The sequence below is a fragment of the Flavobacterium algicola genome (genome assembly GCF_022399565.1).
GTDB lineage: Bacteria > Bacteroidota > Bacteroidia > Flavobacteriales > Flavobacteriaceae > Flavobacterium > Flavobacterium algicola.
The window spans coordinates 504,239-528,208 of record NZ_JAJTUT010000003.1 but is presented as its reverse complement, the minus strand read 5'-3'; the positions used below and the strand labels follow the sequence as shown (position 1 = coordinate 528,208).

Genomic DNA, 23,970 nt, shown 5'->3' with positions numbered 1-23,970 from the left:
ATTATTTTAAAATTTCATTTTCTGAATTCGGACAGCGTTCAAAATCGCTAATAATGCTACACCTACGTCTGCAAAAACGGCTTCCCACATGGTAGCCAAACCTCCGGCACCAAGTATCAAGACAGCTCCTTTCACCACAAAAGCCATTGTGATGTTTTGCCATACTATCTTTTTGGTTTCTTTTCCTATTTTTACTGCCATTACAATTTTGCTAGGCTTGTCATCTTGAATTACAATATCTGCCGTCTCTATTGTAGCGTCACTACCTAGTCCGCCCATTGCTATTCCTACTGTGCTCAGAGCAATCACGGGTGCATCATTCACGCCATCGCCAACAAAAGCAACTGTTTCGTTTCGATTCATAATTTCTTCGACCTTGGCAACTTTATCTTCCGGTAACAAGTTTCCATAAGCCGTTGTTATATTCAGTTGATCGGCAACATATTCCACAACTGTGCTTTTATCTCCACTAAGCATTGTTGTTTTGATTCCATAAGATTTGAGTGCATCAATCGTGGCCTTTGCATCTTCCTTGATAGTGTCAGCAATGGTTAGATAACCTGCAAATTGCTTGTCGTAACTTATGGCAATTACCGTATAAACTATTGTCGTAGCATCCAAATCATACGGTACTGAGAATTGATCTAGTAATTTAAAATTCCCCACAAGCAATTCTTTATTATTCACAATTGCCTTTACACCTTTCCCTGCTATCTCCTCAACTTCTACAAGTGGTATCTCGTGATTTATCGCACCAACATACTCTTGTATAGCAGTTGCTACAGGATGCGTGCTTTGCGCTTCTAGAGCATTCACCATTTGCAAGATTTCGTCTTTATTAAATCCTGGCTGAAATACTACTTCCTGAACTTTAAATACCCCCTCGGTCATGGTTCCTGTTTTGTCCATCACGACATTCTGAATGTTTGCAATAGCATCCAAAAAAGTACTGCCTTTAAACAAAATTCCGTTTTTGCTGGCGGCTCCAATTCCACCAAAATAACCTAGCGGAATACTGATTACCAACGCACAAGGACAAGAAATAACTAGAAAAACCAATGCTCTGTACAACCACTGACTAAAAATATAATTTTCGACAAAAAAGTACGGAATCACAGTAATCAGTACCGCCAGTAGTACCACTATCGGGGTGTAAATCTTGGCAAACTTTCTTATGAATAATTCCGTAGGTGCTTTTTGTGCGGTTGCATGCTGCACCATTTCTAATATTTTGCTCAGCTTACTGTCTGCATAAGCAGTAGTTACTTTTACTTGGACCACTTTGTTCCCATTGATCATACCCGCTAGCGCGACATCACCTTTGACTTTAGTAGCGGGTTTGCTTTCTCCGGTTAAAGCTGCAGTATTAAAAGAAGCATTATCCGAAAGTAAAATTCCATCAAGCCCCAGCTTTTCACCTGCTTTGAGCTGAATAATTGCACCAATTTTAACGGTTTCTGCTTTGACTATTTTAGGCACATTATCTTCTATAATGGTAACTTCATCAGGTCGTTGATCAAGTAAGGTTTTGATATTTAGCTTTGCTCTTTGTACTGCCAATGTCTGAAAAACTTCTCCAACGGCATAAAACAACATCACTGCCACACCTTCTGGATATTCGTTAATAGCAAAAGCGCCCACAGTTGCAATGGACATTAGTAAAAATTCTGAAAAAACAGCGCCCTTTATCACACTTTCAAATGCTTCTTTTAAAACAGGTAAGCCAACGGGTAAATAGGCCACAGCGTACCAAGCTATTCTCACCCATCCTGTAAACCAGGGTTGCGGAAAATAATAATCGAATCCAATCGCTGCTAGTAATAGTATAAACGAAAATAGTGGTGCCATAAACAACTGCACTGTAGTTTGATCATTACTGGAATGATCGTGCTCATGCGAATGGGCATGTGTATGTTGGTCTGACGAATGATTGTGTTCCATAGTTGAAAGTATTTCTATAGATTATCGATTAAATAAAGTGGACTAACAGCCTGTGTTGCTGGTCTCTTATAGATCGTAAGTAAATTTTAAAGGCTTGTAAAATACAATAGTAATCTAATTTTTTAAAGAGTGTTGATCCTATTCCACATTTTAGTAACGCTATAACGCACAGCCTCTACTACAAAGATAAGGGACTATAACAATCTTAATTCGAAAGCAGATCATAAAAATTATTTAAAACTCATTCGAATTTAAATCAAAAAAGACACTACCCATGGCAATGTCTTTCTTATATTTTAATAGGTAACACTTAGAGCATAGTATGAGTTACCCCTTCAATTTTGACTGTAAACTGTTCCATCCGCCGCCGTTATGCACATTTTTAAAACCATTTGATTTCAAGCTATTCTTGGCCACCGAACTTCGCATTCCAGAGGCGCAGCACGTAATGATAACGCTGTTCTTGTCTATCTTTGCAACATGTTGTAATAACTGGTCCAGAGGTGTGTTTTTCGCTCCCTTAATGTGTCCGCTCTTAAATTCATTGGCAAAACGCACGTCTAGTAGCACTGCTCCATTTTGAACCAGGTCCAAATAATTTACTGCAGGTCCTATTTTAAATAGGTTCTTTATAAAATTGATCATTATTCGTTGATTGTTTTAGATTTAATATAATTTACTTCAAGCCAAGAGCCTCCATTATAACATGCAATTCCATGTTGCGAAAGATAGTCATCCGCCTGCCCGCTTCTGTTTCCAGAGGCGCAACATAAGATAAGTGGTAATTGTAAGTCCTTTATCTCACTTAACCGTTGCGGAAACTCATTCAACGGAATATTGATTGAGTCTACTACATTACCACCCATAAACTCACTGTACGTGCGGACGTCTACAATTGTACCTTTATTTTCTAAAATTAATTTTTCGATTTCCGTTACTTATCTTTAGTGTTAGCAAAGTTAGACTCTTCGTACCACTTGTACTGTAACTTTGGTTACACAAGGAAATAGTATTCACTTTCATCAAAATATCTTACGAAAACATACTTGATAGCGATACATAATCGCTTTATTACATCATCTTTAATTTTAGGAGCATCAAATTATGCATTCCAAAACAAACAGTTGTCCTGCTGTACACTATATCTCTTATATGTGCTATCGCACTACAAGAGGATGCCGTTCCCATCATGGCTAGCAAGTAGGAATCATTTCCATAATTACGATATGGTAATACTTTGTGAAGTGGTATGGGATTCTAAGTCCACTTTGTTGTTCTGACTTTTGAAAAAGCCACTTCACGGGTAATAATCAAAAGTATCCATTGACATGGCATGCTCTTATTTGAAAAAATAGCTTTTGCATAAATCAGTCAAAAAACAAGAACAACTATTTAGTGGAGCCTCGCATTATATTTTTTTTAATTTAATTTGGTGATTACTACAAGGTAGCGCTAGTTAAATTAATTTATCAATTATAACTTTAGGGAACTAACTGAATAAAATTCGTCCCATTGTAAAATTTCATAACCTTTGGTTTCTTTAAAAACATTTTTGGCCATCGCTTGACCTAACGTGTGTACAGGAACGCCACGAAATTTCCTTAGACTACCAAACAATAATGGTTTCAAAAGTGGCCAAACTTTTAGGATAATTGCTTGAGAAATACCATATCTGTTGGTTGCTGTCAGAATCATCGAAGGTTGAAAAATACTTAGTCGTTCAAAATTCATTTTTTTTAATTCTTCAACCAATTCGCCCTTTACGCGAAGATAAAAAGAACTTGAATCGGCATTTAAGCTTACCGAAGCGAGCAGTTCAAAATGTTTTACTCCCGCTTTTTTACATGCTGCTGCAAAATCTAAAACTGCCGTTTTATCTACTTTTATTAATTCTTCTTTACTCACTTTTGAAGATTCACCCACACCCAAAGTACAAATTGCCACAGTGTGCCCATTTACATATTCTTGGTAAGCGTCAGGATCACTTATGCTAATTTGGTGTTGTGATACAAAATCGACATTAATGTTCGGAATCGGTTTTCTACCTAATAATGTTAGCTTTTCAATATTTTTGAGTTCAAGAAGTGTGTTTAGCGCCTCAGTACCAACTGCGCCACTAGCACCTAGCATTACTATCGAATATTTATTTGATTCCAATGTCATATTAATGTTTTTTTGATGTGAAAGTTACTGTTTGTTTGAAACTTCTTGTTCTCCAAAGTTAAACACTTAAAATGCCTTAAACTACATTATCCTAATTTTTGATACGAGCGATAAAAGAAAAACACTCTTTTGATGCTAACAATTATACCTAATCTTGTCTTTCTGACCTAGGAAGTCTCAAGCGACAATTTCACAAAGAAACTCAAAGAAAAAAAAAACAAAGATTCACAAAATTTGAAGTCACAGTAACCCCAATCTTGTCTTTCTGACGAAGGAAGAATCTCTGCATAAGTAACTCTACAAAGTAGTTTCGCACTGTACTTACTCACTGCTTTTAGCCTTCATATTTATTTAGTACTTGGAGTTAAAAAGATTATTGGGTTGTAAATAAATTTGAAAGTTTTGAAAATCAATAATTGTATTGAATCTTTTAAGCAAACTATTACCTAAAAGATCATTATTTTCTACTCCATCAGGATCTTTTTCTTCAATAGAAATTGGAATATCAATAAGCTCCAACTCTCCAAATTTTAATTTTGGTAAAATGTAATCATGTGCTGTCATTTTAGCGCCACTACTTCCGGATGAAATTGAAGTTCCAACTATTTTCAGTGCTCTAGTTAAATCATTTTCTGACGCAAATTTTTGACTTACCGAAAAACTTCCAGTGTAGCCTGAGTCATATTCAAACCAGCCTGAACTTGTTTTATTTTCAGTTGTAATTAATCCTTTTATGAATGGTACTCCCCCAATCATTTTTGTTTCCACTTTCGAATAATCTTTTGGAGTTGTTTGCATTGATTTATGTAAGATCAAAATTTTATGGTCATAATCAATTTCTACTATTTTATTTTCAAATGCAATCCATCCCAAAACAGCATCAAAATTAGGGTCTTGATAATCGATAGAAAGAAGTTCTACGTCCTCCCAATTTAAATTTTTGATTTTTAATTTGTTTGATGAACTTGTCTGTATTGTATCAATTCCGTCAGAACCTTCATTTTCAGATTTTCCATCTAAATCTACTGTAACTTTATTACCAATTAAATTGGATTTTATTGCTACAGCGTTTGCACCTGTGTCGAAAAGTAAATCAAGGGCAGATGAGTTATTAATACTTCCTTTTAAATGAATTCTTTGGTCATCACCTAAAATAAATGGAATTGTGTCAGTTAACGATTCTCTATTCTCATCGTCGTAATAATATATCAATATTTTTTTTTCCGCAATTGATGCTTCTTTAAGCGTATCTGTATTTATTCTTGTAAATGCTTTTTGCTGATTGTACTGAATTATAAAATCGTAAGCTCTGTTTGGTATTACATTAAACGTAAGTGTGTCTATGTCGGAAATGAAACTAACTTTCTTTTCTACTAGAGACTTACTTGTGACAAATTCATCTACTGCTACTTCGGGTGATACGGTCCAACCGTTTTCATGAAATGTATTACCGTCTTGTATGCTTATCACTTTAGCATTTGTTTTTAATATTGGAGGGCTTTTTCTAGTAGCACAACCTACTATCATTGTAACTACTACTATGCAAATTGATATTTTCATTGTTTAAAGTTTATTAAAAATTTTTTAATTTGTAAGACAATTGTAAAACGTTTTGGCTAATTGGAAGTAGTTGAGTAATGAGTTATTTTTCAACCCAATTAATACTCACTTAGACAAATTTGTGAGTTGTTTAAATAAGTTTTAGTCAAGTTAAAATATGACCTAAACGCCAATCTCAATAAATCTCGCAATAACGACAAACATATGTTAGCAATAATACGATATTTAATGTTCGTTTGAACGCAATCATTTTATGTGCTCAGATATACCGTTTATATCTGGATATATCATTCCAGAATTAATTCCGAATCGATTTAATGTTAATTTTATTTTTTTTCTAATATCCTTATGAATTAGAATCCTAGTCAAGTCAGCAGGTTCCCAAGCCTAATAATTTGGTTCAAAAATAGAAACTGCTAACTCACAAAGTAAAATTAGTGAACTAGCAGTTTTTAATAATTGTCAAACAGATTTACTAAAATCAGCCGAATTATGATTTATTAAATTACAAATAACGATCTGCCCAAGTAGCAATTATATGCCCCACATATTCAGAATCTTTTTTATCTGAAAGTAAATGGTCAGCTCCGTTTAAGGAAATGAAACTTTTGGGATGTCTCGCTGCTTTGTATATATCGGCAGCATTATCAATACTTACCGTCGTGTCTTGTGGTGAGTGCATGATGAGAATTGAGTTGCGAAACTCATCCAAAATATGCTTAATGTTTTGATCCTGAATATCGTCTAGAAATTGTTTCTGAATGGTAAAATCGCGTCCTCCGATGGAAACCAATGCTTTCCCTGAACTATTTATTTCTTCAAAACTACTTTTGAATAAATGTGAAACATGCTCAGGATTGGAGGAAGCACCGATGGTTACTATGGCTTTTGCTGTTGGAATTTTTACCGATGCAGCAAGCACTGCTGCACCACCCAATGAATGACCTATTAATAGTTTTGGGGCTTGGTAATTTTCTTCTAAAAACGCTGCAGCGCTGTACAGATCTTCTACGTTGGATGAGAAATTGGTATGCTGAAAGTCCCCTTCGCTTTCGCCCAAGCCTGTAAAATCAAATCGTAAGACTGCTATATTTTTTTCGATCAATGTTTTTCCAATTGTTCTTACCGCCGTTAGGTTTTTGTTGCAAGTAAAACAATGTGCAAAAATGGCAAACGCCTTGGGCTCGCCATGGTCTGGTAGTTCTAATCTAGCAGCTAGATCTTGTCCTTTTGAATTCTTGAATGTTATTTTTTGTGAGCTCATATTACGTTGCTTAAAAATTTATAGGAGATGAAAAAAGCGAGGACCGAAATGATTATACCGATGATGAATACGTTGTAATTTAGGCGCAATATTCGGTACTTTCGATCTAAAACTTTACCTAAAAGGTACAAATCTTTGGTCATTGCAGAAAATAAATATTCTTTATCATCTGCGATATCTTTCAGACTGTCTTCAAAATCGTCTAATTCCATTTTGTGAAAATTACCAAAAAATAACAGATTTACTTTTCTATTGGCAATATCTTCTTTGGTAAACTTTCCAGAATTGACAGTTGGTCGCGTGACAATGACCGACAATATAATCGAGACAACGCTGAACGAGACAAAGATTACGGTGGGATATAAGAGATAAATATGCTGTGCATTGTCAAACTGCGGAATCAATTTGGATAACGAGATCGATAGTATAATCGCATTTACAGAAAGAAGAATATTCGCTTTACGGTCGGCTATATAACTCAACTTTAAATGATTGGACGATGTTGACTTGAAAAGTATTTCTGCACTTTTATCAAATTTGTTGTCTTTTAAAACCTCAAGCTCTTTTTTATCGTCTTTTCTATCTTCCTTTTTACTGCTTTTTTTAAACTCCTTTTTGAGTTCGATTAAATTTTCATTTTTGGTAAAAGTCCAATGTATGTTTGCGTACTTCGTGTAATACTTATGGCTGTTGAAAATTGCAATATTTTCTTCTATCCATTTTCTATCGGTATATATTTCGCCTCCACTGTTTTCAAACTCTAATCGTAGCTGTTCTGCAATTTTCACATAATTTGCAGATGCTAAATGGGCAAAATCGGCATCACGAAGTATCTTTTCTAACAACGAAGCGGGTGTTTCTGTTAGTTTTGTAGCATGTATGCAACCCAGGACAAAATTCAATTTTTGTGGCGGATAATTCTCATTGCTTAAAAAATCACTAGCTATGACAATGCTATGATTCTCGTGTTTGACTTTGTCTACCGTGTATCCTATATCGTGAAACCATGCTGCAAGGACAACTATTTCTTTCTCGTCATCGGTCAAATTCTCTGATGCTATAATTTCATTGACTTTTGATACTACCATTTGTGTATGGCTGAAATTATGGTAAATGAAAGCTGGCTTTAGATTTTCATTGAGGTAATTTAATACGAAGCTTTCGGCTTTTTGAAGAATTGACTCCATAACTCTACTATTTATTATTGAATTTTATTTTTTGATAATTGATGTAGTTTTTCTAATTTATCGTTCCAAATTTTTGACACCATTTTTAATATTCTAGGTTGAATGAAAATACCGACTGTAGTATAGTCCAAATAAATATTTAGAATAATATGAGTGGTATTATTGCCTTTTTTGTGGAGTTCTATTAGGTATGAAAAACTTTTTGTAAATAACATGTCCTTGGTTTTTTCACCATAGACCAAATGATCCGCAGAAGGAGCCGTTATGGTCTCAAATTTTAGGTTACCAAGGCTCAGTACACAATTGTGCTCGGTGCCTATGCGATTAATTTTATTTTTGTCAAATTCCACTCTCTTGACATTTTTATCCCAGAGATGACGGTATTTGAGTTCGCTCAAATAAGTGTTAATTGTTTGTATGTTGGCATCAAATGTTTTTTCGATAATTAAAGCAGGACTACTTATGTCCTCATTTGTCGCTGTAGAACTTTCTGCTTCAAGCACAATCGCATTTTTGATTCCTTCGAGATTTTTATAAAAATAGTGCAATACTTTGGTATCGTAAATTCCGGACTCCTGTCGCCAACTACTATCCATTTTATCTTTGTATAATTCGAAAACCGATTGGGTAAACAAAACATATTCGTTTGTGGCAATTTTATTTTTTAATAATCGGTGAATTTCAATGACATCGCTTCCGTAAGGCTTAGTGATGTGTTTGACTTTGATATAGGTCAAGTCCCCGTAATGAACTAAGAATTTAAGTTCTAGATTGGTGGTGGTTTTGCAAGAGCCACAATTGCAAATGCGCATTTTGTCATAGTTGGTGGTATGTGTATGAAAAGCTTCCAACATGCTGCTAGTCTGCGTCGCTACTTCTTCGTAACTCGGGATCTTTGTCGTGAACATAAACAAAGCATCACCCTCTATTTCTACCAGTTGCAACTCCAAAGTAGTGGAATCGAGTAAAATCTCGAGCAATTCGGCAATTATATGAATGCTATGCGCTACCTCAGTGCTGTTTACAAAATTGGTAAACCCACTAATATCTGGCATAAAATAAAGTGCTTTTTCCATACTACAGCATTAATTTTAAAAATCTAAATTTTAAAGCATTTATTCTATTGGTCTATAATTTACCCCAAATAAATGTAACTGCAAAATAAATTAGACAAGCGACTTCTATTGATGTGCAGGTATGGACGAGGGAGGTTTGTTATCCTGACAAATGTTCTACAATGTGTTGGTTCAAAAAGTTTTCTGTGAATAAAAGCTTTATGAACATAGATAGTTCTAATCCTTATTTTAAATATAGAAAAAAATTCAAGAATATTTATTTGAAATAAACTTCTAGTCCTCTCTTATAAGTTGACAAGATGGTTCTAGCGAAATTTCAACTGACTGTAATATGGGATTAGGTTTGATATGAAAAGTCTTATTAAGGATTATTTAAATAAATTTAGCTGCTTTACGGTTTCCCTCATTTTTAGTAACTAAATAATATATAATTTAGCTGAAATTAAAATTGCATAATTCTGTAAACCAAGATAAAAGATTCTAAATAATGCATAATTGAAAGTTCATTTATATTATTTGATTTTAAACCAAACTCCCATATCCATATCTGTAGCAAATGAGAAAAAATTACAAGAACCTACTACTCCTATTTTTAATACACTTTGTTTCTGTTTTGTATGCCAATCCTGAAAAATACAACCTTAAAATTTCTAGTATTGAAAATGAGGTGATAGAAAATAGAGCAGTAAATATGCTATTACCGCCTACTGCAACCATCTCTGGTACAACAACAGTTTGCCAAAATGATAGCCGACCTCAAATTACTTTCACAGGTTCAGGAGGAACCGCACCTTATACTTTTACTTATACTGTTACTGGTATCACTGGAAATCAAACCATAACAACAACTTCAGGAAGTAGTAAAACCATTCCAGTCCCTACTACTGCAGCGGGTGTTTTTACCTATAATTTGATTAGTGTTCACGATTCGACAAGTCCTACTTTGGAACAAAACACACCTGATGTAGCGACGATTACGGTAAGTTCTCCTCCTGCCATTGACTTTACATTTAATAATGATAATACATGTTCAGGAACTGCGATACAATTTTCTTCTTCTATCACCGGAGCAGGCACCTATATCTATTCTTGGAATTTTGGAGACGGAACTACTTCTTCTCAACCAGACCCGACGCATTCTTTCAATTCCTTGGGCTGTGGTACTGCCACATTCGATGTGACTTTAACGGTGACGGGCGATGGATGCGTTATTACCAAAACAAAAACAATTACTATAAAACAAAGACCAGATATTGACTTCGAAGACATCAATGCTACCAGTCTAGCCAAACAATTTAATAATTGCGCCAATGCTAGTTCAAATGCTGTCTATACTATTAATGTGGGGAATGTATCAAAATCTACTTGTATAACTAATTACTCTATAAACTGGGGAGATGGTACTTCCCAGACTAATGTATTATTTCCAACTTCTCATACTTATTCTACAATTGGTGTGTATTCTATGATTATTACAGCAAATGGAAATAACGGTTGTAATAACTCAATGACTTATGTGGTAAAGAATGTTTCAAATCCTTTGGGAGGACTTAATAGTCCTGGTTCTACACAAGATTTATGTGCTCCTACAGCAGAATTACAATTTTCAATTTCAAATTGGGGAGTTAATTCTGTAGATACAAAATATAGCATCGATTATGGAGATGGCACACCAATACTTATTTTAAATCAAAGTCAATTGAATAGCTCAATTTATTATAATGCAACATCCCCTTCAAATTCCGCTAATTTTCCAATACCTCATGCTTATACAAAAAGTAACTGTCCATCCAATAGTTTTGAGGTAAAACTGGTTGTCACTAATGCTTGTGGATCTACACCTTTCACACTTGGAAATATAACAATATTAACCAAACCTCAAGTGAATTTTAGTGGTCCTTCAACTGCTTGTATTATTACAAATGTAAAATTTACGAATACAACAATTCCTGGATCTGATTCTGGATGTCTAGGTTCTACAAAATATATTTGGAATTTTGGTGATCCGGCGAGTGGTTCTTCAAACGTAGTTACTACTAGCTTTACAAATACTATTCCCGATGGGAATCATACTTTTTCAAGTCCAGGTACATATAGTGTTACATTAACTGCTCAAAATAGTTGTGGAACTTCAGTCAAAACCGAGCAAATTTGTATTGAACCAGCTCTTGTTCCCGCATTTACAATACCTCCTTCTGCAGCTTGTAGTCCACAAAGTATAACAGCAACGAATACAACAAGCACAGTGGGCGCTTGCACGACACCAACCTACAAATGGAATGTCACTTATACTGCGGCAAATTGCGGAACTACTCCAGCAACTTGGACTTATACTGGAGGAACATCAGCAACATCTGTTAGTCCTTCATTTAATTTTGTTACAGCCGGAACGTATTCGATTACTCTTGCGGCAACTAATTCTTGTGGCACAGTAACTTCTCCCGCGCAAACGATAACAATCAAAAAACCACCAACAATTTCGATAAATACAATTGCTCCCGCTTGCGGTGCAACAACAATCACACCAACAGCAATGGTTAATAGTTGTGCACCTGCTTCAAGTACCTTACAATATGCCTGGAGTTTTCCAGGAGGATCACCAGCAAGCGCTACCACCGCAAACCCAGGAACAATTACCTATTCAACTACTGGAAATTATACTGTATCCTTGTCTGTTACCAACGAATGTGGTACCGTTACAACCGACCAGAATATTATCTTAAAACCAATACCAACTGTAGCTAATTCGCCATTAACACAAACCATCTGCTCAGGTAGTGCTACTACACAAGTACAGCTTACCTCCACTCCTATTGGTGCTACTTATACTTGGACTGCAACAGCTACATCTGGAATTACTGGGTTTACCACTTCTGGAACAGGCACTATTCCTGCGCAAACCATTACGACCACAAATACCAATCCAGGTACTCTAACTTATAAAATTGCCCCTAGCCTAAATGGTTGTATTGGGACGCCTACTGACTACGTAATTACGGTAAATCCAGCACCTACAATTATTGTACAGCCCACAGCTAGTACAATTTGTTTAGGCGGAACTCTCACTGCATTATCCTTTACAATAAGTGGTAGCACTGGTACACCAACCTATCAATGGTTTTCAAACAATGCCAATAATAATACATCAGGAACGGCATTAAGTGGTGAAACAAACCCTACTTTTAGCCCACCAACTACAGCTCTTGGAACTGTATATTACTATTGTGAAATTACTTTTACTTCTGGAGGATGTTCTTTGATAAAGACAAACCCAACTGCAGTAACTATACGACCCAATATCACAGTAACTACTCAACCTACACCTACGCAAAACCTATGTGTAGGCGTCACAATACCTACCGCTCTTACCGTTTCAATTACGGGAGGAACAGGAACTTTTAGCTATCAATGGTACTCTAGTACAAATAATTCAAATACAGGAGGAACGGTTATTCCTAGTGCCACTACTGCTATTTATACACCCCCGGCTTTTAATACCGAAGGCATTTACTATTTTTATGTAATGGTTAGCAGTAATGGAAATGGTTGTACACCAATAACTAGTAATGTGGCAGAAATCAATGTTTATGCAGATCCCACTCTAAGTACCCAACCAATCGTTTTACAATCATTATGTCAAGGAGCTGTACCTGCTAACTTAGAAGTTGTTGCGACAGGAGGAAATGGTTTGTATAGCTACCAATGGTATTCACATACCACAAATTTCAACTCTGGAGGAACTATAATTTCCGGTGCAACTAGTGCCACTTACACACCACTAACTACTACTGTTGGAACCAAATATTATTATGCTATAATCAAACAAACTACGTTGGGATGCCAAGTTAATAGCGCGGTTGCATCTGTTACAATTATAACAGCTCCAACCATTACAAGCCAACCTAGTTCAAGTACCGTTTGTCAAGGAGGATCACCAACTGCCTTATCAGTTTCCTATGCCAACGGAGTTGGAACTCCTACTTACCAGTGGTTTATGAATACTAGCAATACTACTACTAATGCAACACCAATTTTAGGAGCAACAAACGCCAGTTTCACACCAACTGCTTCGTCGGTAGGAATCACTTATTATTATTGTTTGATTACATTGCCGTCAGGAGGCTGCTCTAGTTTAACATCCAATATAGCTGCTGTTACAGTTACTAATGGAATCACAATAAGCAATCAACCTGCACCTACGCAAAATTTATGTGTAGGAGGTACGATCCCAACCCCATTGAGCATTACGACAATAGGAGGAACAGGAACTTTTAGCTATCAATGGTACTCCAATACAACGAATTCTAATGCAGGTGGATCAGCCATTTCTAGTGCTACGAACGCCAGTTATACTCCAGCCGTTTTTACAACTGCAGGAAATTATTACTATTATGTGATGGTGAGCCCTAATGGAAGTGGCTGCGACCCAATACTAAGCTCGACAGCTGAGATTATTGTAGTTAACGACCCTATCGTAAGTACACAGCCGTTAACTACCCAATCATTATGTCAGGGATCTATTCCTACTGTTTTATCTGTAGCTACTACAGGTGGTTTAGGAACGGTAAGTTACCAATGGTACTCCAATAGTAGTAATTCAAATTCAGGTGGAGTAGCTATCACAAGTGAAACCAATCCCACATTTGCACCGCCAACTTCCACAGTTACGACAAGCTATTACTATGCTACCATTATCCAACCTGGAATTGCTTGTGCAACCAAAAGCAACGTGGCGCAGGTAATCGTAAATTTAGCGCCAAGCTTACTTGCTCAACCACAATCAAGGACAGCTTGTTTAGGTCAAACGCTTCCTGCCTTAAGTGTTACTTATCAAAATGGAGCTGGGACACCTACTTACCAATGGTTTTCAAATACCAGCAATAGTACTACTGGCGGAATAGCCTTATCTGGGGCAACAAATACTACTTATACTCCTTTGAGTACTGCATTAGGAACATTATATTATTACTGCGAAATTACTTTTGCAACAGCAGGTTGTTCTTTCTTAATTTCCAATGCTGCGGCAATTGCGATTCTTCCTTACCCCGTAATTACAAATAAATCTGTAACAATATGCAGCGGTAGCAACTTTGCTATAATTCCAGACAATTTATCACGAGATACTGTACCATTAGGCACTATGTATACATGGACCACGCCAATAAGTTCCCCTGCAGGAATAGTTATAGGTGCACTGGCCCAAAATACACCCACATCTACAATCCAACAAACTTTAATTAATTCATCTTTATCACCAGCAATGGTCACTTATACGATTACTCCAATATCAGGAATTTGTTCTGGTACTCCTTTTTCGATATTAGTTACTGTAAATCCTTCTATTACAACAACAAATACGCAAATAAATAGTAGCTGTTATGGAGCCAATAATGGTGCCATTCAAGTGAATGCTACCGGCGGAATTCCTTTTATATCAGGGGCTAACTATCTTTATAGTTGGTCAGGACCTAATGGTTTTACCTCCTCTTTAAATGCTATTTCAAATTTGGCACCCGGTAATTATGCGCTTTCCATTACAGATAACGGTGGTTGTCCTATTACTAAAGACTATACAGTCACAGAACCTAATGACATTATCATAACGACTGATATTAGTAAAAACAGTAGTTGTTTTAACGCCAATGACGGTCAAATTGCCATAACCGTTTCAGGCGGAACGTTAAATTACAGTTACAATTGGACCAAAGACGGACTTACGTTTTCAACCAATGAAGATCTATCTAATCTAGCGTATGGAAACTATACTGTTTCAGTTGTAGATGCTAAAAATTGTGGGCCAAAAACAGCTTCCTTTACAATATCTCAGCCACAACTTTTAGTTGTAAGTATAGCAGCTAAAACGGATGTATTATGTTTTGGAGACGCAACAGGTGCAATTGCTACAAGTGTTACAGGAGGTACAGCGCCTTACCAATATATTTGGACCGGCCCCAATGGTTTTAGTAGTAGTCTGCCAAATTTAACGGCAATTGCGGCCGGTACTTACAATTTATCTTTAAAAGATGATCTAGGTTGTCAACAAACACTGTCGGTCACACTCACGCAACCCACAGCCATCACTATTAGTGTTACAACTACCCCTATTATTTGTTATGAAAATAATGATGCCTCAATTAGCATTGCAGTAAGCGGTGGTATTGCACCCTATAATATTGTATGGAATACACTGGCAACTGGTAATTATCAAGATAACCTTTCACCTGGAGATTACACAGTTACTATTACAGACGCCTCAAATTGCACAAAGAATTTGACAATAAACATCGCTGATGCTCCGGTTTACAAAATAGAACCCGTTGTTAAAAATATACGCTGTTTTGGCGAACAAAATGGAAGTATTAATTTGAACTTAGTGGGGGGAATTGCTCCAATAAAAATAACTTGGGATGATAATGCCACCGCTGGAACAATTAGAAATAATTTACGTGCAGGGAGGTATACTGTAACAATTGTTGACAGCAAACCTTGCACCATTACGCGAACTTTTTATATCATCGAACCACAAGCATTGGCTGCATCGGGTAATGTCATGAATGCCTTAGATTGTACAAATGTTAATAGCGGCGCTATTGAACTAATTGTGACAGGTGGTACTGCACCATATACCTATAATTGGTCCAACGGTGCTATCACAAAAGATCTAGTAAATACACCCGCCGGCAATTATTTAGTTACCGTGGTCGATAGTAATGGCTGCTCGACTGATGCATTTTTTAGTATTAATAGACCCCCAGCAATTGTAACGAAAGTAGTTACAAAAACCGATTTTGATTGTGATAGTAAATACATCAAACAAAATTTTGTTGCTCAAGTCACTGGTGGTGTACCACCTTATCAACTTGTTTGGTCTAGCGGTACGGTGAGCGGTCCTAATAATGAGATTATGAATACATCTCAAAACGGAAGCGTAATTCTAAATGTAACAGACGCTGTAGGTTGTAAATCAGATTACTCCTTTAATGTTGAGCTGCAAAATCTTGGAACACCAACCTATAGCACGAGTTCATACGCGTCGAGTACTTACGGTAATTATTCTATAAATGATCCAATAGAATTCACGAATACCTCAGATGGAGATTTTGTAAGTATGATTTGGGATTTTGGTGATGGTACTTTTTCGAACGAAATAAATCCAATACACACGTTTACTATTGCAAAAGACTATGTGGTTACACAAACGGTGACCTATCCTTTTGGCTGCGTTTATGTAAATAAAGCGACCTTAACAATTGGCAAAGGATATATGCTAATAGTACCCACTGCTTTCACTCCTAATGAAGATAGCCTTAATGATACTTTTAGACCAGTCACGAAAGGGTTGAAAAATATTCGATTAGATATTTATGACACTTGGGGCTCTTTGATTTATTCAGAAACAGCAGATGTAATCAAAGGTTGGGATGCATTAATAAAAGGATATAAAGCTGAAAATGGGAATTATTTCTGTAAGGTAAGTGGTCAAACATTTTATGGAACCATCGTAAATGAAAACCACCCTTTCGTATTAATAAAATAGAAACTTAAAAATGAAAATAAAATTTATTATATCCTTACTAATCTGTTCGTTCTTTAGTACCACAGCTCATGCTCAGGATCCTATATTTACGCAATATTTTTTAATCCCCGAATCTTTAAATCCAGCTTTTACAGGAACTTTAGTAACAGGATATACTGGGCTCATCCATCGGTCACAATGGCCCAATGAAAGCCGAAGAATTGATACGGATTATGCTTTTATTAATGGTCCTATTGGTCCAGAAAGAAATATGGGAATAGGTCTTACGATTTTAAACCAACGCGAAGTATTCACAGACTACAATTATGTTCAAGTCAACGGAGTGTATTCCTATAATGTAAATCTTAATAGTAACTGGCGCCTTAGATTGGGTATCGAAGCAGGATATGGAACTAAAAATTACAATTTTAGCAATCTTCTTCTAGAGGATCAAATTAATTCCAATGATGGTTCCATTTCTGGCGGAACTATTGATCCCACTATTAGAAATGCAAATGATAAGATTAATTTTCTAGACATTAACTCAGGCCTTTTACTATATAGTGATGAAGCCTGGTTTGGCGCTTCTTTAAAACATTTGAATAAGCCAAGTATTTCCTTTCTTCCTAGCGGTGATGTACCTCTAGATCTATTTTTAAATGTTCATGCAGGGTACTCAATAGGTCTTGAAGATACGCATTTAAATTTCTTTCCTGATGAGACCAATTTACTAATAACTGCAAATTACATTCGCCAAGGGCAATTTAATAGATTCGATTTTGGAACAGCGATCGATTTTAAACCGGTAATTTTAGGAGTCATGGCATCTACAAATCCTGAAGGTAAGAGTAGTAATAGTCATTTTCTAACCTCAGTAAACGTAATTGGTTCTATTCAGTTAGATCGATTAATATTTGCGTACTCATACGATATCAACGCATCAAAAATTGGAAATACGCAGGGTGTTCACGAGCTATCGTTAACTTGGCAAATAGGACGTGGATGCTCTAGCTGTGAAAATTATTTAGTAAAAAAACCTTGGGGTAGAAATTATTAAGTACTGATCTTAGAAAATGAAATTTGATCTGTCCAAAATATATTGACAACATTTCCTAAAATTAATCAGCGCTTCTGCTTATAAAATTTAGTATTATTATTTCGAACAACACCAAATGCAGAGTAATTAATTGATTTTAAACCGACACCTTTTGTCTGCTTAAAAAATTACTTTAGCACTAATAAATATAACAAAACATGGCGAAAGTAGGTTTCTATAAGAGGTATTTGTACATCATTGAACGTCTAACAACAGTTCCCTGTAATTTCAACGATTTGCAAAAACATGTAATGACAAAGCTCGAAAATGATGACTTGGGAGATAAATTTGAATTTTCCTCACGAACATTCATTAGGGATAAAGCAGATATTTTGGACTTATTTGGTATCGAAATTGTATACAATCGTAAAGATAAAGTGTATTGCATCAATGATGAAGTGGAGGCTCCTGCAGTGTCGCGAATGATCGAAGCGTTTTCCATACATCAGGCATTGAAAGACGGTAATAAAATATCGCCGAGTATTTATCTCGAAAAAAGGAAAGTTACAGGAACTCACTTAATCAACGGAATACTGCATGCAATTCAAAACCGATTGATGATTTCATTTACCCATACTAAATTTTGGGACATGGAGATAAGCGAACGTACCGTAAAACCAATCGCAATCAAGGAATCCGAACATCGCTGGTATCTTATTGCTCAGGATGAAAAAGATGGAAGTATAAAAAACTTTGGTTTCGACAGAATCAGCAATTTGAAAATTTTAGATACTAAATTTAGACCCATCACTTTTGATGTCGATAACAATTACCAACACGCCTTCGGGATTGAAACTTATGAAGCTCCAGAAAAAGTGGTCCTTTCGTTCACATGGCAACAGGGGAATTACATCAAATCATTCCCGCTACATTCTTCGCAAAAGATCACAAAAGATACCGATGAAGAACTTGTAGTTGAATTATTCATTCATCCCACAAATGAAATCGTTATGGAACTATTGAAATATGATTCAAATGTAAAAGTTATAGCACCTGTTTCACTTCGCAACGAGATGAAGAAAAGAATTAAAAAAATGGTCGAAATCTATAAATAATTTTTACTACGACTTCTTTTGTCTGCCTTCACTCCTTCCTTCGCTAAAAAAACAATATGAAAACAAATTGCACATCAAAAGACCAAGCGTTTACAACATCAAGAATATTTGAATTGAACTCCAATTTGAATTATGATGAAACATTAAATAATGTTAAGTCTTATTTTATTACGGAATCGATTAAGAATAAAAAATTCGCAATTGATATTTCGCCAACCATTGATTTTTATCACGAAGCTTTATTACTTGGATCAATCGGAATTTCATCTGATGATAATAGAGCTATAAAGGCGATCGAACTTGCGCTTTCTCACTCTTTGCTAAGCGAAAAAAATATTCAAGAGGCAACTAATATATTGTTACATATTGCTACAACCTCAACAGAGGTTACCTTGGACGAAATAGGAGAAATCAATGATTATATCCAAATTAAGGGAGGATTTTCCGCAGACATTATCATGTCGGTAGGTGAAGATGAAAATCTTGGAGAAGCAATAGCGGTGACTATCGTTTTATGCTATTCAGATACGTTTAAACAGTAGATATTATAGATAGCAACATGATTTTTCATCTCTTTTTTATTAAGCTACTATTTTTAAGAGTTCGCAATTTGTATGAGTTTTGCTCAATTATGAAAGTTATAAAAATATCAAGAGGAAATAAATCGAACATACATGAACAACGATAATTAAACTAAACCTGAAACTATGAAAAAAATAATAATTGAACTTTCTGATGATCAATACGACAAAATGGTAGCACACCAAAAAAAGAAAGCAGAATTAAATGCTACGTCCGATTCTATTTCAGGTTTTAGCATCAACTTATGTTGTTGTCCTGTTAGCGATTGGCTAGAAATAGACAACAATGGTATTTTGGATTTAGGCGAAGTAAATTGGAAAATAGAATAGTACTACAACGTTTTGATTAATAGGAACCTTTATAGCAAAATATTACCGTAGAATTAAACAAATTCAAAGTCCGACTATAAAAAGTGTCTTTTTAATTATGTTAGTATACACTACAATGGAATGGAATTTTAATAAATAAATCAAAGTGGCAACCAATAAACTTAAAATCAATCTCTTTGGAGAAGTTTGGAAACAGAAAAAACTTCTGCTTCCTCTAGAACTTCTAATCAAAATGGAGGAAACAGCCATAAGAATAAAGCAGCCTTTGACAGAAGTAGTTGTAGATCCTTTTTTTTATCACCATCTCAAAAGTAAATCAATCGCCTCCGTAGAAGATTTAAAAGGTGTCGCGAGTGAAAGACTTGTTAATTCGCCAAAGAATCAAATCGAAATTTGGTATAAAAATAAAAAGATGACAGTATTTAGAATCGATGACTTAAATAAAGAGCTATTACTATTCCCTCTGTACAACTCTATAATTCAGCATGATACTATTCCTTTAGAGAGTGGAATTTATATTGACCAAAGAGAAATAGGTCTGATGGGGAGTTTCGAAATTGCAACCGATACGTTTTCTTATGATAATCTGAAATTTCAATTAATTAAAAGAAATGAGCATTTATTTTTAGACAATTTGCTATATAATGATCAGGCATTAATTTGCAAAAGGAAAGATACTTTAATCACGTTTCAAAATTGTTTCGAAGTTAAGTAACTACAAAAAAACATGATTTATATTCAATAGGCTAAGCTAATGAAATTATTGACTGAACTAAATAAGCGTGTAGCATCTCTTTGCCTCTACAGCATTTGAGATGAATCTTTAAATGAGCAAATCAGAATTACAATGCTATACAGTTTGCTTAATATTACTGAATAGATCCGTTATATCATTACTCATTACAGTCTTTACAAATTCCCGATAATGTAAAATTAATTTCTTTGACCAAATAATCTTTTGGTATTGAATATGATGGTTTAACAGTATCCAAACAGGTTACCGAATGGCATTTTTCGCAGCTAAAGTGGACATGATTGTGTATATGATGCTCTTCATGTTTGTGATGACAAGCAGCATATTTCACCGTTCCGTCTGGAGTGGCAATTTTATGAATAACATCTTCAATCATCAAACGATCCAAAATTCTATATATCGTTACACGATCACATAAACCCTCACTTAGTTTCTGGATTTCTACATGCGATAATGCTACTTTCGAACTTTGAATTATTTCTAAAATAGCCGACTTGGCCACGGTATTTCGAGTATTTTTCATTTTTATATAAAATAAAAACGCAACATTGTTGCATTTTAAGATAAGCTTCCTATATTTGCAACATAATTGCATTAAGCAAATGTAATACTTTTTTACTGCATCTTAGAATGAAAATAAAATATATCATAATCAATGTCCTGCTGTCCATGGCTGTATTGTTCCCAATACTGTTTCAGGCTGTCCATTCTTATGAGCATTTTTCTGAACATGAAGTAGTGACGTATATCTTTGAAAATGCTACTAAAAATAAAACAGACCTCAACAATCAGCAAAGTAAATACGAAAAATGCGCGACCTGCGACTTCCATTTTAGTTCTTTTACTGCGGATGATTTTTTCGCTTTTTCTTTAAATGCAGACAAGTTTGTAAAAACCGCTACTCCAACACTTTTATATAAATATTCCTCTTTTTTTAAAGGTGCTATTTTCTCACTCAGGGCACCTCCTTTATTTTAAAATATTGAACAACTAAATCACTTTGATTCAAAAGTGACAATCTTCTTTGTTTTAAAATTTAAATAATGTCGAAAAAAATTCTCGTTTTTTTCTGCTTTGTTGTGTGTACCAATGCGCTTTATTCGCAGCATACTATTAGTGGAAAAATCATATCAAAGGAGCCGATTTCTGCTTCAGATACCCACATTCACATTGGTAATAAGGTAATAAACATTACTGTTGACGACTCATTTACTGCAAAAAATTTACCATCTAGAAAAACAAATATTTTTATTTCGCAGCTCGGTTTTCAATCTATTGACACTATAATAAACCTAAAAAGTGATTTGGTAATCAATTTTGAATTAAAACGATTAGCAAATAAATTAGCTGAAGTGGTCATACATCACACCGCAAATAGCCCTGCAAAATCTACTATAGATCAACAGATTCAGTTGCATACTATTGAACAATTTAGTAACCAATCGTTAGGTGATGCACTTAAAAATCTAGCTGGAGTTTCGACTTTGAAATCTGGAAATGCAGTCGTTAAACCTATTATAAATGGGTTGTATGGCAGTCGTGTTCCCATAATAAATAATAATGTACGACTCGAGGATCAACAATGGGGAACTGAACATGCTCCTAACTTCGATATTAATGCAGCTCAAAAAATTACCGTAATCAAAGGCGCTTCGGGCCTACAGTATAGTGGTGATGCTATTGGTGGCTTGGTTATAATCGAACCTACGAATTCACTGAAAGATACTCTATTTGGTAAAACTATTTTGAACTTAGATTCGAATGGCAAAGGCGGATCACTAAGCACAAGTATGCACAAAGGAAATGATAACGGATTGCGTTGGAATGCACTGGCCACTTATAAATACATGGGTGATAAACAGGCTCCAAATTATGTTTTATCAAACACTGGAAATCGGGAAATTAATTTTTCTGGTGATCTTACTTACAGCGGAAAAAAATATGAAGCAACGGCTTTTTATAGTTATTACAAATCGGTCATTGGAATCTTAAGCGCTTCGCATACAGGGAATGTAAATGATCTTTGCCAATCGATCAATAATAAAGTGCCCTCGATAATTACTGACTTTACTTATTCGATAAATAACCCCAAACAAGATGTAACGCACCATATTGCTAAATTTAATTTTAATTATGAATTAGATGAAACAGCGCATCTTTCGTTTCAATATTCGTATCAGTACAATAAGCGTTTAGAATTTGATGTAAGAAGAAGTGATTACAATGACATGGCTGCTTTAGACCTAGACTTAAAGACCAATACACTGAATATTGATTTTCGAAAAGAGGAACACGACTGGAAAATTAAATCAGGAATTACAACATCTGCCCAAAATAATTATGCAGATCCTGCCACAGGAATTCGCCCTTTAATTCCGAATTATAATAGAATTGATTTTGGTATGTATGGAATTGCTAATTACAATTTCTCTAATAGTTTTTCTATAGACGGTGGTGTACGTTATGATTATTCAAAAATTGATGCAACCAAATATTACCAAAAATCAAGATGGGATGAAAGAGGTTATGACGCAACATTTCCCCAATTTGCAGTTGAAGATTTCGGAACACAATGGCTCACAAAGCCTACTTTTAGTTTCCACAATGTGTCCGCAAGCACCGGTTTTCACAAGCGTTTAGACAATGGTTGGCATTTTTATTCGAATATTAGTTTTGCATCTCGAAATCCAAATCCATCTGAATTCTTTAGCGACGGACTACATCATGCAACAGGTGTGATCGAACTTGGTGATTTAAATTTAGACAAAGAACAATCGACTAAAATGGCTGTAACCATCAAGAAAGTTTTTGACGAATTTTCATTTGAATTCAATCCGTATTACCATAGCATTAAAGATTACATCTTTTTAAAGCCGGTAGGTTTTGAAACTACAATCCGTGGTGCTTTTCCAGTTTGGGAATACCAGCAAACTGATGCAAGATTGTTTGGAGTAGATGTGCAGACACAGTGGAATATAAGCACTAATTGGCAACATTCACTTGCACTTGCATACGTCAACGGAAAAGATAAAAATCAAGATGCACCCCTAATTGACATGCCACCTCTTAATATCAACAATAAAATTAAGTTTCATAAGAGTGCATGGCACGACCTTTTACTTGAACTAAAAAGTGAATTGGTCTTAAAGCAGAATCAATATCCTGACAATAATTTTTACACCAATATTATTGTCGATAACGAATTTGAATCGGTTTTAGTCGACATCAGCACTCCTCCCCCAGCCTATCAGTTGCTACATTTTTATTCAGAGATGAAATTCAACACTTTCAAAAATACAGCTACTACGGTTGCTTTTTCGGTTCAGAATATTCTTAATACTTCTTATCGAGACTACCTCAATCGCCAGCGTTTCTTTGCTGATGAAATAGGTCGAAGCTTTCAAATTCAGCTCAAATTCAATTATTAAACATTTATCAATACTAATT

At 35.3% G+C, this 23,970-nt stretch carries 17 protein-coding genes; 8 read left to right on the top strand and 9 right to left on the bottom strand.

The window, feature by feature from the left end:
• Nucleotides 1–6 precede the first annotated feature (6 nt).
• From LXH21_RS13060 to LXH21_RS13025, 8 genes are all read right to left on the bottom strand, one after another.
• On the bottom strand, nucleotides 7–1,941 hold the full coding sequence (locus LXH21_RS13060) for a heavy metal translocating P-type ATPase (protein WP_239866574.1): 1,935 nt from the start codon (nucleotides 1,939–1,941) through the stop codon (nucleotides 7–9).
• A gap of 327 nt (nucleotides 1,942–2,268) precedes the next feature.
• On the bottom strand, nucleotides 2,269–2,586 hold the full coding sequence (locus LXH21_RS13055; protein ID WP_239866571.1) for a rhodanese-like domain-containing protein: 318 nt from the start codon (nucleotides 2,584–2,586) through the stop codon (nucleotides 2,269–2,271).
• Nucleotides 2,586–2,870 carry a rhodanese-like domain-containing protein gene (locus LXH21_RS13050; protein ID WP_317208812.1) on the bottom strand — a complete coding sequence of 95 codons (285 nt, stop codon included), beginning with the start codon at nucleotides 2,868–2,870 and terminating at the stop codon, nucleotides 2,586–2,588. The genes LXH21_RS13055 and LXH21_RS13050 overlap by 1 nt, the downstream gene beginning before the upstream one ends.
• A gap of 544 nt (nucleotides 2,871–3,414) precedes the next feature.
• Nucleotides 3,415–4,104, bottom strand: a complete 690-nt coding sequence (locus tag LXH21_RS13045) for an NAD(P)H-binding protein (protein ID WP_239866567.1) — start codon at nucleotides 4,102–4,104, stop codon at nucleotides 3,415–3,417.
• A gap of 351 nt (nucleotides 4,105–4,455) precedes the next feature.
• Nucleotides 4,456–5,664, bottom strand: coding sequence for an aspartyl protease family protein (locus LXH21_RS13040; protein ID WP_239866565.1), 1,209 nt, complete (start codon nucleotides 5,662–5,664; stop codon nucleotides 4,456–4,458).
• A 505-nt stretch (nucleotides 5,665–6,169) separates the two neighbouring features.
• Nucleotides 6,170–6,928: an alpha/beta hydrolase family protein gene (locus tag LXH21_RS13035; RefSeq protein ID WP_239866563.1), complete on the bottom strand. Its 759-nt coding sequence runs from the start codon at nucleotides 6,926–6,928 to the stop codon at nucleotides 6,170–6,172.
• Nucleotides 6,925–8,115, bottom strand: a complete 1,191-nt coding sequence (locus LXH21_RS13030) for a Pycsar system effector family protein (RefSeq protein WP_239866561.1) — start codon at nucleotides 8,113–8,115, stop codon at nucleotides 6,925–6,927. The genes LXH21_RS13035 and LXH21_RS13030 overlap by 4 nt, the downstream gene beginning before the upstream one ends.
• A 14-nt stretch (nucleotides 8,116–8,129) precedes the next feature.
• Nucleotides 8,130–9,191 carry a DUF2652 domain-containing protein gene (locus tag LXH21_RS13025; RefSeq protein ID WP_239866559.1) on the bottom strand — a complete coding sequence of 354 codons (1,062 nt, stop codon included), beginning with the start codon at nucleotides 9,189–9,191 and terminating at the stop codon, nucleotides 8,130–8,132.
• 556 nt (nucleotides 9,192–9,747) lie between these two features.
• Between LXH21_RS13025 and LXH21_RS13020 the strand changes: the two genes are divergently transcribed.
• From LXH21_RS13020 to LXH21_RS12995, 6 genes are all read left to right on the top strand, one after another.
• Nucleotides 9,748–16,728, top strand: coding sequence for a PKD domain-containing protein (locus tag LXH21_RS13020; RefSeq protein WP_239866557.1), 6,981 nt, complete (start codon nucleotides 9,748–9,750; stop codon nucleotides 16,726–16,728).
• Nucleotides 16,729–16,738: 10 nt separating this feature from the next.
• Nucleotides 16,739–17,764, top strand: coding sequence for a PorP/SprF family type IX secretion system membrane protein (locus LXH21_RS13015; RefSeq protein ID WP_239866555.1), 1,026 nt, complete (start codon nucleotides 16,739–16,741; stop codon nucleotides 17,762–17,764).
• Between the two features lie 290 nt (nucleotides 17,765–18,054).
• Nucleotides 18,055–18,858, top strand: coding sequence for a helix-turn-helix transcriptional regulator (locus tag LXH21_RS13010; protein WP_239866554.1), 804 nt, complete (start codon nucleotides 18,055–18,057; stop codon nucleotides 18,856–18,858).
• 56 nt (nucleotides 18,859–18,914) lie between these two features.
• Nucleotides 18,915–19,400, top strand: coding sequence for an FtsZ/tubulin family protein (locus tag LXH21_RS13005; RefSeq protein WP_239866552.1), 486 nt, complete (start codon nucleotides 18,915–18,917; stop codon nucleotides 19,398–19,400).
• Between the two features lie 165 nt (nucleotides 19,401–19,565).
• Nucleotides 19,566–19,769 (top strand): hypothetical protein, encoded by a 204-nt coding sequence (locus tag LXH21_RS13000; protein WP_239866549.1) that lies wholly within the window; start codon nucleotides 19,566–19,568, stop codon nucleotides 19,767–19,769.
• A 145-nt stretch (nucleotides 19,770–19,914) separates the two neighbouring features.
• The gene (locus LXH21_RS12995) at nucleotides 19,915–20,484 is read left to right on the top strand and encodes a hypothetical protein (RefSeq protein WP_239866547.1); all 570 of its coding nucleotides are present in this window, start codon (nucleotides 19,915–19,917) and stop codon (nucleotides 20,482–20,484) included.
• Nucleotides 20,485–20,662: 178 nt separating this feature from the next.
• Here LXH21_RS12995 and LXH21_RS12990 read toward each other — a convergent pair whose 3' ends face one another.
• Nucleotides 20,663–21,046 carry a Fur family transcriptional regulator gene (locus tag LXH21_RS12990; protein WP_239866545.1) on the bottom strand — a complete coding sequence of 128 codons (384 nt, stop codon included), beginning with the start codon at nucleotides 21,044–21,046 and terminating at the stop codon, nucleotides 20,663–20,665.
• Between the two features lie 107 nt (nucleotides 21,047–21,153).
• On the opposite strand from LXH21_RS12990, the gene LXH21_RS12985 reads away from it, so the two are divergent.
• Both LXH21_RS12985 and LXH21_RS12980 read left to right on the top strand, forming a co-directional pair.
• Nucleotides 21,154–21,501 (top strand): hypothetical protein, encoded by a 348-nt coding sequence (locus LXH21_RS12985; RefSeq protein WP_239866543.1) that lies wholly within the window; start codon nucleotides 21,154–21,156, stop codon nucleotides 21,499–21,501.
• A 65-nt stretch (nucleotides 21,502–21,566) separates the two neighbouring features.
• Nucleotides 21,567–23,951, top strand: a complete 2,385-nt coding sequence (locus tag LXH21_RS12980; protein ID WP_239866541.1) for a TonB-dependent receptor — start codon at nucleotides 21,567–21,569, stop codon at nucleotides 23,949–23,951.
• The last annotated feature ends 19 nt before the right edge of the window (nucleotides 23,952–23,970 follow it).

Excerpts from the sequence above, each read along its gene's own strand:
- LXH21_RS13060 (WP_239866574.1), bottom strand. The coding sequence starts at position 1,941 with ATGGAACACAATCATTCGTCAGACCAACATACACATGCCCATTCGCAT.
- LXH21_RS13055 (WP_239866571.1), bottom strand. The coding sequence starts at position 2,586 with ATGATCAATTTTATAAAGAACCTATTTAAAATAGGACCTGCAGTAAAT.
- LXH21_RS13045 (WP_239866567.1), bottom strand. The coding sequence starts at position 4,104 with ATGACATTGGAATCAAATAAATATTCGATAGTAATGCTAGGTGCTAGT.
- LXH21_RS13040 (WP_239866565.1), bottom strand. The coding sequence starts at position 5,664 with ATGAAAATATCAATTTGCATAGTAGTAGTTACAATGATAGTAGGTTGT.
- LXH21_RS13035 (WP_239866563.1), bottom strand. The coding sequence starts at position 6,928 with ATGAGCTCACAAAAAATAACATTCAAGAATTCAAAAGGACAAGATCTA.
- LXH21_RS13030 (WP_239866561.1), bottom strand. The coding sequence starts at position 8,115 with ATGGAGTCAATTCTTCAAAAAGCCGAAAGCTTCGTATTAAATTACCTC.
- LXH21_RS13025 (WP_239866559.1), bottom strand. The coding sequence starts at position 9,191 with ATGGAAAAAGCACTTTATTTTATGCCAGATATTAGTGGGTTTACCAAT.
- LXH21_RS13020 (WP_239866557.1), top strand. The coding sequence starts at position 9,748 with ATGAGAAAAAATTACAAGAACCTACTACTCCTATTTTTAATACACTTT.
- LXH21_RS13015 (WP_239866555.1), top strand. The coding sequence starts at position 16,739 with ATGAAAATAAAATTTATTATATCCTTACTAATCTGTTCGTTCTTTAGT.
- LXH21_RS13010 (WP_239866554.1), top strand. The coding sequence starts at position 18,055 with ATGACAAAGCTCGAAAATGATGACTTGGGAGATAAATTTGAATTTTCC.
- LXH21_RS13005 (WP_239866552.1), top strand. The coding sequence starts at position 18,915 with ATGAAAACAAATTGCACATCAAAAGACCAAGCGTTTACAACATCAAGA.
- LXH21_RS13000 (WP_239866549.1), top strand. The coding sequence starts at position 19,566 with ATGAAAAAAATAATAATTGAACTTTCTGATGATCAATACGACAAAATG.
- LXH21_RS12990 (WP_239866545.1), bottom strand. The coding sequence starts at position 21,046 with ATGAAAAATACTCGAAATACCGTGGCCAAGTCGGCTATTTTAGAAATA.
- LXH21_RS12985 (WP_239866543.1), top strand. The coding sequence starts at position 21,154 with ATGAAAATAAAATATATCATAATCAATGTCCTGCTGTCCATGGCTGTA.
- LXH21_RS12980 (WP_239866541.1), top strand. The coding sequence starts at position 21,567 with ATGTCGAAAAAAATTCTCGTTTTTTTCTGCTTTGTTGTGTGTACCAAT.